The organism is Klebsiella sp. C239 (assembly GCF_048822715.1).
In the GTDB taxonomy this organism is placed as follows: Bacteria; Pseudomonadota; Gammaproteobacteria; order Enterobacterales; family Enterobacteriaceae; genus Klebsiella; species Klebsiella quasipneumoniae.
This window is the reverse complement of record NZ_JBMEZK010000002.1, coordinates 62672-77943: the sequence shown is the minus strand read 5'-3', so window position 1 is coordinate 77943 and position 15272 is coordinate 62672. Positions and strand designations below refer to the sequence as shown.

15 protein-coding genes are annotated in these 15272 nt (G+C 61.4%); 9 read left to right on the top strand and 6 right to left on the bottom strand.

From position 1 onward, the window contains the following. Positions 1-24: 24 nt before the first annotated feature. From ACOI6Z_RS05485 to speB, 4 genes are read right to left on the bottom strand one after another with little or no spacing between them, the layout of a single operon-like run. Positions 25-828: an ABC transporter substrate-binding protein gene (locus ACOI6Z_RS05485; RefSeq protein WP_044524443.1), complete on the bottom strand. Its 804-nt coding sequence runs from the start codon at positions 826-828 to the stop codon at positions 25-27. Between the two features lie 19 nt (positions 829-847). Beyond that, positions 848-1915 (bottom strand): isopenicillin N synthase family dioxygenase, encoded by a 1068-nt coding sequence (locus ACOI6Z_RS05480; RefSeq protein ID WP_023290725.1) that lies wholly within the window; start codon positions 1913-1915, stop codon positions 848-850. Further along, positions 1912-2775, bottom strand: a complete 864-nt coding sequence (locus ACOI6Z_RS05475; protein WP_049013838.1) for a sugar phosphate isomerase/epimerase family protein — start codon at positions 2773-2775, stop codon at positions 1912-1914. The genes ACOI6Z_RS05480 and ACOI6Z_RS05475 overlap by 4 nt, the downstream gene beginning before the upstream one ends. Positions 2776-2785: 10 nt before the next feature. Further along, positions 2786-3736 carry an agmatinase gene (gene speB, locus ACOI6Z_RS05470; protein ID WP_004145693.1) on the bottom strand — a complete coding sequence of 317 codons (951 nt, stop codon included), beginning with the start codon at positions 3734-3736 and terminating at the stop codon, positions 2786-2788. Between the two features lie 115 nt (positions 3737-3851). Here speB and ACOI6Z_RS05465 point away from each other — a divergent pair, with 115 nt between their 5' ends. Beyond that, positions 3852-4763 (top strand): LysR family transcriptional regulator, encoded by a 912-nt coding sequence (locus tag ACOI6Z_RS05465; protein ID WP_002914199.1) that lies wholly within the window; start codon positions 3852-3854, stop codon positions 4761-4763. A gap of 194 nt (positions 4764-4957) precedes the next feature. Here ACOI6Z_RS05465 and ACOI6Z_RS05460 read toward each other — a convergent pair whose 3' ends face one another. Next, positions 4958-5581: a hypothetical protein gene (locus ACOI6Z_RS05460; RefSeq protein WP_044524439.1), complete on the bottom strand. Its 624-nt coding sequence runs from the start codon at positions 5579-5581 to the stop codon at positions 4958-4960. A 204-nt stretch (positions 5582-5785) separates the two neighbouring features. Beyond that, positions 5786-6907, bottom strand: a complete 1122-nt coding sequence (locus ACOI6Z_RS05455) for an FAD-dependent oxidoreductase (RefSeq protein WP_023290721.1) — start codon at positions 6905-6907, stop codon at positions 5786-5788. Between the two features lie 185 nt (positions 6908-7092). Between ACOI6Z_RS05455 and ACOI6Z_RS05450 the strand changes: the two genes are divergently transcribed. From ACOI6Z_RS05450 to ACOI6Z_RS05415, 8 genes are all read left to right on the top strand, one after another. Next, positions 7093-7992 (top strand): LysR family transcriptional regulator, encoded by a 900-nt coding sequence (locus ACOI6Z_RS05450; RefSeq protein ID WP_023290720.1) that lies wholly within the window; start codon positions 7093-7095, stop codon positions 7990-7992. A gap of 120 nt (positions 7993-8112) precedes the next feature. Then, the gene (locus ACOI6Z_RS05445; protein ID WP_023290719.1) at positions 8113-9270 is read left to right on the top strand and encodes an alpha/beta hydrolase family protein; all 1158 of its coding nucleotides are present in this window, start codon (positions 8113-8115) and stop codon (positions 9268-9270) included. A gap of 22 nt (positions 9271-9292) precedes the next feature. Continuing rightward, a complete protein-coding gene (locus ACOI6Z_RS05440; protein WP_044524437.1) occupies positions 9293-10213 on the top strand; it encodes a VOC family protein in 921 nt (306 codons plus the stop codon). Beyond that, on the top strand, positions 10213-10572 hold the full coding sequence (locus tag ACOI6Z_RS05435) for a Rieske (2Fe-2S) protein (RefSeq protein WP_044524436.1): 360 nt from the start codon (positions 10213-10215) through the stop codon (positions 10570-10572). The genes ACOI6Z_RS05440 and ACOI6Z_RS05435 overlap by 1 nt, the downstream gene beginning before the upstream one ends. Continuing rightward, positions 10550-11533, top strand: a complete 984-nt coding sequence (locus ACOI6Z_RS05430; protein ID WP_032454935.1) for a fumarylacetoacetate hydrolase family protein — start codon at positions 10550-10552, stop codon at positions 11531-11533. Before ACOI6Z_RS05435 ends, ACOI6Z_RS05430 begins: the two co-directional genes overlap by 23 nt. Before the next feature lie 3 nt (positions 11534-11536). After that, positions 11537-12328: a cyclase family protein gene (locus tag ACOI6Z_RS05425; protein WP_023290715.1), complete on the top strand. Its 792-nt coding sequence runs from the start codon at positions 11537-11539 to the stop codon at positions 12326-12328. 229 nt (positions 12329-12557) lie between these two features. Further along, complete coding sequence (locus ACOI6Z_RS05420) at positions 12558-13760, top strand: MFS transporter (RefSeq protein WP_224222701.1); 1203 nt, start codon at positions 12558-12560, stop codon at positions 13758-13760. Positions 13761-13957: 197 nt separating this feature from the next. Further along, complete coding sequence (locus tag ACOI6Z_RS05415) at positions 13958-15268, top strand: carbohydrate porin (protein WP_043521376.1); 1311 nt, start codon at positions 13958-13960, stop codon at positions 15266-15268. Positions 15269-15272: the final 4 nt, after the last annotated feature.

Here is a 15272-nt window from a genome sequence, read left to right as displayed (position 1 = left end):
TCCTGTTGCGCAGTGCTTATTGTCTTAATCGATGCTTTCTAAGTTGTATTTTTTGATCAGCGCGGCATATTTGCCGTTGGCTTTGAGCGTGGCGAGGGTGGCCTTGATCGCCTCCGCCAGCTCGGTGTTGCCTTTGGCGACATAGATCCCCAGCGGCAGCGGGTAGACGAGGCGCGTCGAGCTTATCCCCAGGCGACCGCGGCTCTTATCGACGATAATCTGCGCCGCCGGGGCTATCTCAAGCTGGGCGTCGATGTTCTTCGACAGCAGCGCCTGGGAGGCTTCCGGCGCCGTCGGGAACTCCTGAATAGTGATGGCCGGTTTGCCGTTTTTCAGGCACCACTCATCGGAGTGTTTTTTCAGGCTGGTCACCCAGGTGGTGCCTGCCTGCAGACCGACCTTCACGCCGCACAGCTCATCTTCGGTTTTCGGCTGCGCCGCGCCGCCCTTCAGGGCGATGATCGACGCGCCGGAGAGGGCGTAAGGGATGGCGTCGGCCTGTTTCTGGCGCTCCGGCGTCACGTACATCCCGGAGATCACCGCATCATATTTCTTGCCGATGCCGAGGATCAGGCTGGTGAACTTGGTGTCGATCAGCTGCGGTTTGGCCTGCAGATGCTCGGCAATCAGCGTCGCGAACTCCGGGTCGAGACCGACGATATTGTTATGGCTGTCATAGGACTCAAACGGCGGGTAGGTGACCTCCATCCCCACCTTAAAGACGCCCTCGGTCAGCAGTTCCGCCGCCTGGGTGACAGAGGAGAAACAGGCGCTGACGGCGAGGGTAAGCGCGACGCGGCGCGAGATTTTTTTCAGGGTGCTAGTCATCATGGATCCTCACGGGTGGTTAGGGTTTTTTTTGCTGTGCCTGTTTTTTCAGATGGCCAAAGGTATGGGTGCCGCGCGCGCGCGCCGGCAGCTGGAGCTCGCCGCGATTGACCTTCTCGCGCAGATAGCGATAGGTTTGCAGCGCCTGGCTCCACATATGCTCGCCGATGCTCAGCTCCTGATATTCGCTGGCTTCGCCGGCGGCGAGAAAGGTCGGCAGCGGGCGGATCAGCGTGTGGTAATCGCAGGCGAAAAACAGCGGGAAGGAGTACCGCTCCTGCGGCACTTTGCGCACCCGGTGGGCTGTAGCAACAAATGTGCCAGCGCTGAGCACTTCCAGCATGTCGCCGATATTGATCACGAACGCCTCTTCTCCGGCGGCGTTCGTGACGGGAGGCGCGTCGATCCACACGCTTTCTTCATTGAGGACTTCAAGCCCGGGCTGGTCGGCGAGCAGCAGGGTGAAGCACTCATAGTCGGTGTGTGCACCAATTCCGGGAACATCTTCGACGCTGGCGTCGAACGGGTAATGGATGAGCCGCAGCTTGGCCGGCGGGCAGGTCACCATCGGTTTGAAATACCCTTCCGGCAGACCGAGCGCGAGGGCGAAAGCGTCGAACAGGCGGTGGCCGAGGGCGAAGACCGCGTCGTAGTAGGCCAGCACCCGCGCGCGGAAATCCGGCAGGTCGGGCCACTCGTTGGCGCCGATCAGCGGCGTACCGGCGAGCACCAGCGGATGGTCGTCCGCCGCCTGGAAGCCAATATCGAAGGCCTCTTTATGGTCCGGCTTGCCGGCGCCGTAGATCTCTTCTCCTTCCGGGACGTAGCCCTTATGGCTTTTGGAGCGGCCGATGTAATAGTTCATCTTCTCCGCCATCGGCAGGGCGAAGATCTGCTTCGCCGCCTCGCGGACGCCGGCGATCAGCGCCGGGTCGATGCCGTGGCCGGTGATGTAGAAAAAGCCCACCTCGCGCGCCGCGCGGCCGATGGCGTCGGCCACCGCCTGGCGCCTGGCGAGATCGTCGCCGGCCAGATCGCGGATATCGATGGTCGGGAGTTCAGTAAAAGCGTGCTTCACGGCGGTCATGGCTGCGGTTCCTGTTCAGTGAGCGTTAAAAACTGCTGAAAGTGGGCCTGCTGGCGCGCGGCCATCCAGGCGTTGAGCGACCAGAGGTCGGCCACCGGAACGTTGGTGAACGGCAGATGGTGCAGATAGCCGTCGGCGCCAAACTCCGGCGTCAGGGTGGTCTGCGGGTAGCCGCGCCGGCGCTGCGAATGCCAGATTTGCTCCCAGAAGCGCTCGGCAAAGGCCAGCGCCGGCTGATACTCCGGCGCCGCCGGGTGCGGCACCTGCGGCCCCTGGTCGTAGCCCACCCGGGCCTGCACGTGATGCACGCGGTCGATAAAGGCGCTGAAGTCATCGCAGGGGTCATCCAGCAGGCGCTCGCTGACCACCACCCAGTGGCTGATGTCGGCGGTAAAGCGCAGCTGGGGGAGCTGCTGAATGATCTCCAGGGTGAGCCACGGGCTGTACAGCGAGGTGGCGCGATGGGTTTCAAAGCTGCAGGTCAACCCAAACCCGGCGGCCAGCTCGTGCGCCTTGCCGAGAAAATCGACCTGCTGCGCCAGCGGCCAGCGATCGTTGCCCGCCAGCAGATTGACAAAGCGCGGGTTGAGGCCGCTGGCCTCGGCGAAGCGGATCCGCAGGCGCGCCAGATGCTGCTCCGGCGTTTCATGCTGAGCGGGGAGCACCCCGCCGCCGCTGAAGAGAATGGCGATATACTCCAGCCCCGACGCCTGCAGGCGGTCGGCGAGCTGCCGCCGCTCCTCCGCCGTTAACGGGACGCGGGCTTCGATACCGCAGCAGCCGACGCGCTGCAGTTCATCCAGCGTTTGCGGCCACGGGGTCGTCACTCCCCAGAGGGTGCGAAAGCATTTCAGCTCCATGGCGGCTTCCTCAGGCGTACTTCACGCCGGGCAGGACGCAGAGCATCTCGTACAGCAGGTTGGCCGCCAGCTGGGAGGTATTACCGCTCACGTCATAGGGGGGCGAGACTTCAACCAGATCGGCGCCAATCAGGTTCAGGCCGCGGCAGCCGCGGACGATCTCCAGCGCCTGAATGGAGGTCAGGCCGCCGACTTCCGGCGTCCCGGTTCCCGGGGCCCAGATAGGATCGAGGCTGTCGATATCAAAGCTGAGATACACCGGCCCGTCGCCCATCTGCTGGCGGACTTCGGCCATCAGCGGCGCCAGCGAGGTATGCCAGCACTGCTCCGCCTGCACCAGGCGAAAGCCCTGGTCGACGCCCCACTGGAAGTCCCCGGCGGCATAGCCCTGGGCGCGCTGGCCAATCTGCACTACCCGCTTGAGGTCGAGCAATCCCTCCTCAACGGCGCGGCGGAAGGTGGTGCCGTGGGCGATTTTCTCACCGAACATCTCATCATTGGTGTCGGTATGGGCGTCGACGTGGATGAGCCCCACCGGCCCATGTTTTTTGGTCAACGCCCGCAGGATGGGCAGGGTAATGGTGTGGTCCCCGCCGAGGGTGAGGGGGATCAGCGGATAACTATTCAAACCGGTGTAGTAATCTTCAATAATTTGCACCGATTTGAGCAAACTGTAGGTATTGATCGGCACATCGCCGATGTCGGCTACCGACAGCGAGTCGAACGGCGCGGCGCCGGTCGCCATATTGTACGGACGGATCATCACCGATTCGGCGCGAATATAGCGCGGTCCGTAGCGCGTGCCTGAGCGCTGCGAGGTGCCGATATCCAGCGGAATGCCGACAAATGCCGCATCAAGTCCCTGTAAATCTTCGATAAACGGCAGGCGCATCATCGTGGCGCGGCCGGCGAAGCGTGGCATCTCATTGCCACCCTGCGGTTGGTGAAAGAGGTTATCCATGTCTGCTCCTGAATCTGACGGATGAAACGTAACAGGAGAGATAGTGCGCAACCCGCGCTGGACTTTACATCGTCTGGCGTAAATACTCAGTTCATTTATTGGTGAACTAAATACGATGCATCACGACGCCAGCCTCAATATTCGTCAGCTGCAGGTTTTCGAGGCGGTGGCCCGCCTGGAGAGCTACAGCCGGGCCCAGCAGGAGCTGGGCATTTCGGTCTCCGCTATCAGCAATGCGATGTCGCAACTGGAGGGGCAGCTCGGCTTCACCCTCTGTCAGCGTGGGCGCGGCGGCTTTTCCTTAACGGAAAAAGGACAGCAGTTTTTACAGCAGGCGATCCGCGTGCTGAGCGAACTCAATGAGCTGGAGCGGCAGTCGGCCCTGCTCAAAGGGGAGCACAGCGGCACCCTGTGCATTTCGACGCTCGACTCCATCGAGACCGAAACGGCGCTCTCGCTGCCGGTGGTCTTGCGCAGCTTCAGCGACAAATTTCCCCATGTGCATATCAAACTGATTATTCGCACCCCGGCGGAGCAACTGAACGGGGTGCTGAACAACCATATCGACCTGGCAATCGGCAGCTACAACTCGCAGGTGCATAACATCATCAGCGAGCCGCTGTATCGCGAGCAGCACTGGCTCTATTGCAGCGATCTGCACCCGATGTTCTTCAGCCGCCAGCTCGATAAAGAGCAGATCAGCCAGTGTCCGCTGGTGACCCGCAGCTACTGGAACACCAGCGATCTCCGCCGCCGGGGCTTCAGCAAAGGCAGCGCCACCGTTGAGACCGTCGACGCCCAGCTGCTGCTGATCCTCTCGGGGAAATATATTGGCTATCTGCCGGAGCATTACGCCTGGCCGTGGATCAAAGAGAACCGCCTGCGGGTGCTGTTGCCCAACGAGTTTGGCTTTCAGTCGCCGTTCTCGGCCATCTGTAAGCGCGGGCGCAGTAATGAACCCTATCTGAAAGCGTTCCGCGATCTGCTGAAGAAAAACACGGTGGCGCGGCCGAAGTGGAATTATTAAGCGGGGCGGGCGCTTCCCTCCGCCGTGGTGGCGGGGTTCGCGCTCAGCGCGCGGTCCGGCGGGGGTGTTTTTCTGTTCAAAAAATGAACGGCGGCCGGTAGCCCGCTTGTGCTGGGGCTGCCGGGCAACTGCCTCCAGGTTATCCACAGGGTTAGGGGCCGCTGATGTGGACAGGTCGCCGGGCGGTGGGCGGGTTAGCGATTCGCTTTGATGGTTTTTTCCGCGATCGAGAGGGTGGAGAGTTTATGCAGGCAGATCAGCGCCAGACAAACCCCGCAGGCGAACAGATAACTTGCCATACAGAATTTTTGCAGACGGGATAAATGATTAATCCGCTCAATCACCGCCGGGCTGGCGAGGCCTTCATACAGGAAAGGCAAAGCCGTTAAGAAGCCGCCAATAAAATAGAGCGCCAGACTGATGACTTCGACGCATTTGCGATAGAGCCAGAAGCGATAGCCCGGCTTTTTCCATTTGAATATCCGCTTTTCATTATTGACGGAAATTAAATGCTGGCATTTGCTGTAATTATCAATATCGCTGACCGGATTTTTGCATTTCAACAGTATTTTTCTTTGTTCCATGGTCAGGTTTTTATCTTTGGTCAGCGCGGCGATACCATATTCGTACGCGATCCGTTGCAGATTAGGGTCGTCGCTGTTTTTATGCAGCGCAGCGGCGAACTCACTGATGTTTTTGCGCGAGGTGAATATTTTATCTTTAGGGAATACCCAGCCAGAACGCACGGCAAAAATTTGAATAATCAGCGGGATAATAGCGATAGCATATTTTAAGATCTCAGTCGGAATAATATTCATCTCCGTATTTTCCTTTCCATGATAACGGGGCGGGCTGAAATATACCTTAGCCATCATGATGGAGGGGTGTCAAATATCACGAGGCACGCCGGTATATTTTCCATGGCGAAAGGTGAGCGTCTGGTGAAAGAGGGGAGAGGGCGGTCGTGTCGACTAATGAACAAGAGAATACTCCGCCGGCCTGGCCGGCGGAGGGGGCGGCGTTTATATCGGTCTCGCCGTCAGGGTCATCATATCGCCGATCGCCCGCTGGCGGTCAAAATGGCGATCGCGGTGGATCTCGCTCTCGCCCACCTGCAGCGAGGCGGCCCAGATCTGCTGACAGCGCGGCCGGCGGCGGGCGTCAAAATGCGCCAGCGCGGCTGCGACGCTGTCGGTCTGCTGCAGCGCTTCGCGCAGCACGATGGCATCCTCAATCGCCATGCCCGCCCCCTGACCGAGGTGCGGGGTGGTAGCGTGAACCGCGTCGCCCACCAGTACGACACGTCCCTGATACCAGGGATCGTCGACGAATAGCTCCTCCAGCGGCTTATAGACGACCTCGTCGTTGTTAACGATATGCTCGCGCAGGCTCCCCGGTAACCCCGCGCCGGGCGGCAGACGGCGGCGCATCTCTGCCGCCAGCTGGTCGCGGGCGTAGCGGGGGTTATCCGCTTCGTGGGAGGTGATAAACAGATACATCAGATCTTCCCCCAGCGGCACCAGCCCGCAGTTGCAGCTCTCGCCCATAAAGCACATCAGATGGTCCACCTCCGGCGGACGCGGAAAGTTGTAGCGCCAAACGCCCTGACCGGTAAAGCGGGGACGATAGCGCTCGCCATACAGCATGCCGCGCACCCGGGAGTAGATCCCGTCGGCGCCTACCAGCAGATCGTAGCGCCCCTGGCCGCCGCGGCTGAAGCTCACCTCCACGGCATCGTCAACCTGACGAAAGGCGTCAATACTCTCGCCAGTGGTCAGTCGGACCCCCAGCTCCCGGGCGGTGGAACAGAGGACGTTGTGCAGGGCCAGGCGGGAGATGCCGACGTTAGCCGGGAACTGTTCACCCGCCAGCCGCTGGCCGGGAAAGCTGGCCAGCTGGTGGCCGCTCAGGGTGTGCACTGAGACGCTGTCAAACGGCCAGGCGGCGTCCAGATAGCGTTCCAGCACCCCAAGCCGCTGCATTTCCCGCACGACATTGTTCTGCTGAATGATACCGACGCCGTAGACCCGCCACTGCGGCTGGATCTCCACCACGTCGACGGCGACGCCGGCCTGGCGGAGGGCGATGGCGGTGCACAGACCGCCGATGCCGCCGCCAACGATTAATACGTTATTGATGTTCATCGTAGCTGTTTTCTCCAGGGTACAGAGTAGAGGACGTTAACCAGGCCAGCGGCGCGCTGACTAATCGCGATAAAGAATGATCGCTATCGCAAAAAACGATATCGCCGTGGAAATTGAAAACAAAAAGTTGCAGAAAAGTTAAATTAAGCCACAGGATAAGCACGCCATTTCTCGCCGGGGGACCCATGCGTTACCAACATCTTGATCTGAACTTACTGGTGGCACTGGATGTGTTACTCGATGAACAGAACATCACCCGCGCCGCGGGCCGGTTGCATATGACCCAGTCTGCCACCAGCGGGGTGCTCAACCGGCTACGCACCTACTTTGAGGACGATCTGCTCACCCAGGTGGGCAGAAAGATGCGGCCCACGCCGCTGGCGGAAGAGCTGCGGGAGCCGGTCCGCGACGTGCTGATGAAAATTCAGACCTCCATTGCCCGCCGGCCGGTGGATGAGCCGGCAACCAGTAAGCGCCATTTCCGCATTATGGCCTCGGATTACGTTATCAACGTGATGCTGAAGGATGCGCTGCAGGCGGTACACCTGCAGGCGCCGAATATGACCTTTGAGTTTTTCTCGCCGGACGCCCAGTCCACCGGCATGCTCAACCGCGGCGAGCTGGATATCATCGTGGCGCCGGAGCGTTTTATGGCCGCCGACCATCCCGCCGAAGCGCTGTTTGACGAAGAGTTTGTCTGCCTGGCCTGGGCGGACAATCCCCACACCGGCGAGGCGCTGACCCTTGAAGCTTGGCAACAGCTGGGGCACGTGTCGGTGGTCTTTGGCCGCGAGCGGCAGCCGGGGCTGGAGGGCAATCTGTTTGCCGAGTCGGGGCTGAGCCGCCGTATCGAGGTGGTGACCCACAGCTACCACTGCGTTCCGCAGCTGCTGATCGGCACCTCGCGGATCGCCACGCTGCACCGGCGGCTGGCGGAGCAGTACGCGGCGATGCTGCCGCTGCGTCTTTTCCCGGTCCCGGTGACGCTGCCGGTCATGCGCGAATTTATTGGCTGGCACCGCTCGCTGGATAACGATCCTATCTTCGGCTGGCTGAAAGCGAAAATCGTCGCCAGCGCACGCTAACCCACTGGTATTGCTCCCGTCGATACCTGACATCCTGAGACATGATTGGTCGCCCGCAGGTGCTTTATGTGACAGTGCCTGCGCTACAGCGATTGCGACTGAATGTTGAAGGATGACCCTATGTTTCGCTATTTCCCTAAAAACTATGTCTGGAACCTGTCGGTGGATCTCTCCATCGAGATGGGCGCCCGCATCGGTGAGATCGAAGAGATGTGCGCGCCGCTATTGGCCGCGTCCGAGCATCCCGACGCCGAAGGCACCCGCGCGTTCCGGGAAACCTGGTCCCGCATGGCCGATAAATTATGCGCGCTGGCCGGCGAAGATGAGGCGCGGGGGCGGCGGCTGTCGGCAGGAGAGAAATATCTTCGGGCGGCCAACTATTACCTGACCTGCGAGCGCCTGCAGGCGCATGGCGCGCCGGACCGCGATGCGCTGTACCGCCGCTTTCTCGATGTCTTTGCCGCCGGGCTGCACCATACCCATGCCAACTGTCAGCGGGTGACTATTCCCTACGAGGGCAAAACCCTGTCGGCGCTTTACGTCCGCGCTGAAGGGGCGACCGGCCGCGCGCCGCTGCTGGTGCAGGTCAACGGTCTCGACTCCACCAAAGAGATGAAATATCTGGTGGGGCTGCCGCAGTGGCTGGCGCGGCGCGGGGTCTCCTCGCTGGTGGTCGACCAGCCGGGAACCGGCGAAGCACTGCGTCTTCACGGCATGCAGGCCCGCTATGACAGCGAGCACTGGGCCAGCCGGATCGTTGACTGGTTGGAACAGCACCCGGAGGTGGATGCCGGGCGCATCGGCATGGAAGGGGTCTCGCTGGGCGGCTATTACTGCCCGCGGGCGGTGGCGTTTGAGCCGCGCTTCGCCTGCGGCGTGGTGTGGGGCGCCAATCACGACTGGCGGGAGGTACAGCAGCGCCGCCGCGAACGCGAAGGCGATTTTCCGGTACCGCACTACTGGCAGCATGTGCGCTGGGTGTGGGGGGGCGAGGATATCGACGCTTTTATGCGCATCGCGGAGAACGTCCATCTCGACGGCATTCTCGACCGCATACGGGTGCCTTTCCTCGTCACCCATGGTGAAAAGGACTCGCAGATCCCGGTGAAATGGGCGCAGCGCACCTACGACCAGCTGGTGAACAGCCCGCGCCGCGAGCTGAAAATTTTTACTGACCGCGAGGGCGGTGTGCAGCACTCCAGCTTCGACAACTCGATTAACGCCGGGCACTACATCGCTGACTGGGTGGCGGAAGCCCTCGGCGGCCGGGTGGCCTGAACACGCATAAGGAACAACCGCGATGAATATTCTTGGTCCGGATTATCTGGTATTTGGCGTCGATGACCTGGCGGGCTGCCGACAGTTTCTTCTCGACTACGGTTTACGCGAGCAGGAGAACGGTTTCTTTAGCGCGCTGGATGGCACCGGGGTGCTGCTGCGGGAGCGTGACGATCCATCGCTGCCCGCGGCGCTGCCCAGCGGCAGCCAGCTGCGGGAAACCGTCTATGGCGTGGCGGATAGCGCCACCCTTGAGGCGATCGCCGAGACGCTGCGCCGCGATCGCGAGGTGAAGCTCGGCGCCGACGGCGTGCTGCGCTGCGTCGATGATGCCGGCTTTGCCCTCGGGTTTCGCGTCAGCCAGCGCCAGCCGCTGCAGCGGGAAGGGGAGAAAATCAACGCCCCGGGGGATCGCGCCGGGCGGCCGGTCAACCAGACCGGGGCCAGCGCTGACATGGCGGCAGAGCCGCGCTCGCTCTCCCATGTGGTCTATTTTGTGCCGGACGCCGCGCGCGCGGAAGCCTTCTATCAACGGCTGGGCTTTGTCTGTACCGATCGCTTCACCCACGTTGGCCCCTTCCTGCGGCCCGCCGGCACTCAGGATCACCATACCCTGTTTCTGATCCAGGCCCCGCCGTTTATGACCGGTATTGAACACTTTACCTTTCATCTCGGCGGCCCCACCGAGCTGATGATGGCCGGCAGCCGCTTTCAGCAGAAGGGGTATCAGACCTTCTGGGGGCCGGGGCGCCATCAGCTGGGATCGAACTGGTTCTGGTACTTCAACAGCCCGCTCGGGTGTCACATCGAATACGACGCCGATATGGATCAGCACGATGACCACTGGCAGCCGCGCGAAGCGCTGCCGGGAGCCGATAACTCGCAATATTTCCTGCTGGGGTATCGCGAGAAGTGGGCCCCCGGTCCGGATAACGCCCGCTGATGGTTCGCCTGTGCCGTGCCGACATCCTGGCCGAGGGCCAGGCGCGGGGATTTGACCCTACGGGCAGCGGGCAGGCGACGGTGATTGCCTGCCGCTATCAGGGAATGCTCTATCTGTGGCGTAACCGCTGTCCGCATCTGGATACCCCGATGAACTGGCGGCAGGACGCTTTTTTCAACGCCCGGGGCGACCGGCTGGTCTGCTTCGCCCACGGGGCGATTTTTATGCCGGACAGCGGCCTCTGCGTGCAGGGCGCCTGCGTAGGCCAACGTCTGAGTCCGCTGGCTGGCGATGTGGACGCCGACGGCTGGCTCTGTCTGCTGGAGGAGGCAGGTCATGAAACTGGCAACACGAGATAATGGTGAACGCGACGGCTGCCTGGTGGTGGTCTCGGGGGATTTGACGCTGATGGCCGATGCGGCGGATATCGCACCGACGCTTCAGCAGGCGCTGGAGCAGGCCGCGCGGGTCTGGCCTGCGCTGCAGGCGCGCTATCAGGCGCTCAATGCGCGCCGCTACCCGGCGGCGCAGCCCTATGATCCCCGGCGCCTGCTGGCGCCGCTGCCCCGCGCCTGGCAGTGGCTGGACGGTTCGGCCTTCCTCAGCCATGGCGAGCGCATGCAGCGGGCCTTTCATCTGCCGCCGATTGCCGGCGCCGACCAGACGCCGCTGATGTATCAGGGCAGCGGGGACGACTTTCTTGCCCCCCACGCCGGGATAGTCTGCCGCCGGGTCGAGGACGGTCTCGACTTTGAGGGCGAGTTCGCGGTGGTGGTGGACGAGGTGCCGCAGGGGTGCTCGCCGCAGCAGGCGCTGAGCTGTATCCGCCTGATCGTCTTGCTCAACGATATCAGTCTGCGGGCGCTGGCGCCGCGCGAGATGCAGACCGGGTTTGGTTTTATTCATGCCAAACCCGCCTCGGCCTTTGCGCCGGTGGCCCTTACCCCGGATGAACTGGGAGAGGCCTGGCAGCACGGGCGGGCGGCGCTGACGCTGCAGGTGACCCGCAATGGCGAGCCGTTTGGCTGCCAGTCGGGCAGCGAGATGCATTTCCATTTTGGCGAACTGATTGCCCATGCGGCGCAGACCCGCCGCCTGCGCGCCGGGACGGTGGTGGGTTCCGGTACGGTGTCCGGGCCGGACGCCAGCCGCGGCGCCAGCTGTATCGCCGAGGTGCGGGCCATAGAGATGCTGGCCTTCGGCGAGCCGCGCACGCCGTTTTTGTCCCCGGGGGAGCGGGTGACGATGGAAGCCCACGCCCCTGATGGCCGGCCGCTGTTTGGCGTGCTGGATCAACATGTTGTGATGTTAACGGAGTAAACCATGATCAATCTTTTACAGGGGCGTCGGCTGATCGACCTCTCCGTCACCCTGGATAACAATCCCTGGACCGACCCGCCGCCGCTGCTGCCGAACATTGAGTATCAGGATCATCAGCAGGGATGGCCGGAAATGGCGGCGATGTTTCCGGGACTGGAAAAAACGCAGATGCCGGGAGAGGAGGCCTGGGCCTCGGAGCGCCTGACCGTGACGCCGCACAATGGCACCCATATGGATGCTCCATGGCACTATAGCTCAACCACCAACGGCGGCGAACCGGCGTTTGGCATCGATGAGCTGCCGCTGGAGTGGTGCCTGCGCCCCGGCGTCCGGCTGGATTTTCGCCATGTCGCCGACGGGGCGATCCTGCAGCCGGAGGATCTGCAGCGCGAGCTGGCGCGGATCGATTATCGCCTGTCGCCGCTGGATATTGTGTTAATCAATACCGCCGCCGGCGCCCGCTACGGCCAGCCGGATTATCTGCAGCGCGGCTGCGGCATTGGCCGGGCGGCAACGCTGTGGCTGCTGGAGCAGGGGGTACGGGTGGTCGGCACCGACGCCTGGAGCTGGGATGCGCCCTTCCACTTTACCCGCGAACGCTTTCAGGCCAGCGGCGACGCCGGGCTGATCTGGGAAGGACATAAAGCCGGCAGGGAGATCGCCTATGGGCAAATGGAGAAGTTGAGCAACCTGGAACAGCTTCCCGACCACGGCTTCTGGGTGAGCTGTTTTCCCTACAAGATCCGCCGCGGCTCGGCCGGTTTTATCCGCGCGGTGGCGATTGTCGACGCCTGAAGGAGTCGATGGTTATGTTAATTTAATGTGAATGCATTGTATTAATTGTGATAGCAATCGCAGTCCATGCCACCTGCATCCGGTAGGGTAGAACGGTATGTGTGCTGAGTTCGCTGCGGCGTGTTCAGCCAGGATACCGGGGCGACAGAGCGCCTTTCTTTATCGATAAAAAATAGAACTGTAATTCATATTCTAAATAAAAAGCAGTGACGGAGAGCGGAAGATGGTGATGCACAAGGTTTCAGCAACCCCGTGCGAGGCGGGGGCCGTACAGGCGATTTTACTGATGTTGGCGGCCCTGTTGCCGATCATGGGGACCTTGACCATGCTGCCGGTGATGCCGCTCCTGTTCGGCCATTTTGCCGCGCAGCCGCACGCCCAGCTGCTGGTGCCGATGATCATCACCATTCCGGCGGTGAGCATGGCGCTGCTGGCTCCGCTGGCGGGGAGGGTGGGCGATCGCCTGAGCCGTCGTCGCCTGCTGATTGCCGCCACTGCTCTGTACGCGGGGTTTGGCCTGCTGCCGGTGATGCTCGACGATCTGTATGCCATTCTGCTGGCGCGGCTGGTGATGGGCATCGCCGACGCCTTTATTCTTACCACCGCCAATGCGCTGATTGGCGACTACTTTGCCGGCGAGGCGCGCAGCAAATGGCTGGCGGTGCAGAGCGGCATCGGTTCGATACTGTCGACGCTGATCGTGCTGGGCGCTGGCCTGCTGGGCACCCTGGGCTGGTATGGCCCGATCTACCTGTATGCGCTGGCGATCCCGGTCTTTATCGGCCTGTGCCTGTTCACCGCTGAGCCGGCGACCCGCCGTCGCGCGGACAGCGTCGCTGACGAGGAGCCTGTCGCTTTTCCAGGGCGCAAAATGGCGACGATCGGCCTGATTACCCTCGCCAGCGCAATCCTCTACTTTCTCGAGCCGCTGCAGATAAGCCAGGTGTTCAGTCAGCTCGGGCTGACCTCCAGCAGCCAGATCGGCATCGCCACCGCCGTTGCGGGCATTGGCGTGCCGCTGGGCGCCTGGCTGTATGGCCGCAGCGCCAGGCAGCGTGTCGACAGGCAGTTTTTCCTTTTTTACGCCATTTTTGGCCTCGGTCTGCTGTTTATCGCCGTGGCCCACAATCCGCTGGCCGGCGTGGCGGCAGCATTCGTCGCGCAGGTTGGTAACGGAATGCTGATCCCTCTGATGCTGGCCTGGATGTTGGAAGCCCTGCCGGCGCCGCACCGGGCGACGGGGATCGGCATCTGGCACACCTTCTTTTTCCTCGGCATGTTCATCAGCCCGGTTCTGATGACCTTGCTGAACGGCATGACCGGCAGTATGCAGGACAGCCTGCTGCTGTTTGCGCTGCTGACGCTGGCTATCGCCGGCGCGACGGGTATCGCCAGCGCCCGGATGGGGGGCCGCCGCGCGCTGGCTCGTTAATTTCACCTGACGACATAATTACCACACGCCCGCCGGTCTCCCGGCGGGAAGGGGAGGCCATTATTTAGAAAAAGCGTACACCTTATTTAGCGTTAACTTTCAGCCTAATTAATCCCTGTAAATAAACGTATTGTGACTAATTTATTTTTCACGATATGGCGCATCTTACCTGCAAAAAATAAAAATGAGGGTTTATTATGAGTCTCTGCTGTACCGACGTAAGTAAGAAAATAGTGTTTCCACTTTCGGCGCTGACGCTGGCGATATTCTCCAGTACCGCGCTGGCCGATACCTGGACCTGTGAGCAACTGGATAAACTGAATACCCGCTCCGCGCAGGTCGTCAGCCCTCCGTCGACCTGCGAATCGCTCATCGGCGATATTGGCGGCTTTCGCAGCGCGCTGGCCGACCGCGGGTGGGGCGTCCAGTTAAGCTGGAACCCGATGGTGATGTACGATCTGAAAGGCCAGTCCGCCGACCCGCAACAATATGCCGGGCAGAATTTTACCTGGTCGCAAAATATGTCGCTGAACGTCACCTACGATTTAAGCCGAATTGGTTTTAGCAAAGACGCGCAATTTACTTTTTCTCCCCAGTGGGCGACCTCTAATTATCATGATAGCTATCCGGAACTGCATAATATTGCGGTGCTGGCGGTGAACCAGCCCTTATTAAACGGCCAGCTGGAACTGCAGTATGGTTTTTATCCGTTAATTCGTCAGTTTTACGGCATGGTGCTGGGGGGGAACTCCTCGTCAGCCGCGCTGGGGCCGACCAGCGTGATCCCGGTGCAGGTGGGGATCAGCCTCAACGCGCCGACGCCGACCTTCACCGCCATCGTCCGCGACAGCGATAAGAAGTTCTATAACAACTTTGCCGTCAGCCGCAGTATGTCGCCTGCCGGACATCTCGACGACGTGGAGCAGAACCCCTCGGGGCTGAAATGGCACGTCGATGGCGCCAACCCGATCCTGGTTAATGAGTTTGGCTTTAAGCAGGCGGCGGGCGAGTCGCAGCGATCGCTGTGGTTCCGCGCCGGGGCTATCTATAACACCTCGCACTACCAGTATTTTGACCAGCCCGGCGACAGCAGTAGTAACTATGCGTTCTACGTCGCCAACACCATGCAGCTGACCCAGCCGAAAAAAGGGCTTCCGCTGGGGCTGTATCTCGATGTGAAAGCGGACTACGCGCCGGACGATCGCAATGCTTACACCAGCGACTTCCAGGTGACCTTCTTTGACATCGGCCTGTTTCCCGGCCGCGAGCAGGATATGACCTCGCTGGGCTACACCCGCTCCTTTATCAGTAAAAAGTTCCGCGATTATGTCGGCGAGGCGGGGATGGAAGCGCCGCAGAGCATCAACGCCATCTCCCTGTCGCACGCCCTGCGCGTGACGAAAGGTATTTACTGGATCAACGGTATCACCTGGCAGGATAACCCGACGCTGGTGCCGAAGCATGAGTCGGCGGTCCTCTGGCAGTCCTCGATGTACTGGAACTTCTGACACC

What these genes read in the sequence shown, in the direction of transcription:
- ACOI6Z_RS05485 (WP_044524443.1), bottom strand. Translation starts at nt 828, where the DNA reads ATGACTAGCACCCTGAAAAAAATCTCGCGCCGCGTCGCGCTTACCCTC.
- ACOI6Z_RS05480 (WP_023290725.1), bottom strand. Translation starts at nt 1,915, where the DNA reads ATGACCGCCGTGAAGCACGCTTTTACTGAACTCCCGACCATCGATATC.
- ACOI6Z_RS05475 (WP_049013838.1), bottom strand. Translation starts at nt 2,775, where the DNA reads ATGGAGCTGAAATGCTTTCGCACCCTCTGGGGAGTGACGACCCCGTGG.
- speB (WP_004145693.1), bottom strand. Translation starts at nt 3,736, where the DNA reads ATGGATAACCTCTTTCACCAACCGCAGGGTGGCAATGAGATGCCACGC.
- ACOI6Z_RS05465 (WP_002914199.1), top strand. Translation starts at nt 3,852, where the DNA reads ATGCATCACGACGCCAGCCTCAATATTCGTCAGCTGCAGGTTTTCGAG.
- ACOI6Z_RS05460 (WP_044524439.1), bottom strand. Translation starts at nt 5,581, where the DNA reads ATGAATATTATTCCGACTGAGATCTTAAAATATGCTATCGCTATTATC.
- ACOI6Z_RS05455 (WP_023290721.1), bottom strand. Translation starts at nt 6,907, where the DNA reads ATGAACATCAATAACGTATTAATCGTTGGCGGCGGCATCGGCGGTCTG.
- ACOI6Z_RS05450 (WP_023290720.1), top strand. Translation starts at nt 7,093, where the DNA reads ATGCGTTACCAACATCTTGATCTGAACTTACTGGTGGCACTGGATGTG.
- ACOI6Z_RS05445 (WP_023290719.1), top strand. Translation starts at nt 8,113, where the DNA reads ATGTTTCGCTATTTCCCTAAAAACTATGTCTGGAACCTGTCGGTGGAT.
- ACOI6Z_RS05440 (WP_044524437.1), top strand. Translation starts at nt 9,293, where the DNA reads ATGAATATTCTTGGTCCGGATTATCTGGTATTTGGCGTCGATGACCTG.
- ACOI6Z_RS05435 (WP_044524436.1), top strand. Translation starts at nt 10,213, where the DNA reads ATGGTTCGCCTGTGCCGTGCCGACATCCTGGCCGAGGGCCAGGCGCGG.
- ACOI6Z_RS05430 (WP_032454935.1), top strand. Translation starts at nt 10,550, where the DNA reads ATGAAACTGGCAACACGAGATAATGGTGAACGCGACGGCTGCCTGGTG.
- ACOI6Z_RS05425 (WP_023290715.1), top strand. Translation starts at nt 11,537, where the DNA reads ATGATCAATCTTTTACAGGGGCGTCGGCTGATCGACCTCTCCGTCACC.
- ACOI6Z_RS05420 (WP_224222701.1), top strand. Translation starts at nt 12,558, where the DNA reads ATGCACAAGGTTTCAGCAACCCCGTGCGAGGCGGGGGCCGTACAGGCG.
- ACOI6Z_RS05415 (WP_043521376.1), top strand. Translation starts at nt 13,958, where the DNA reads ATGAGTCTCTGCTGTACCGACGTAAGTAAGAAAATAGTGTTTCCACTT.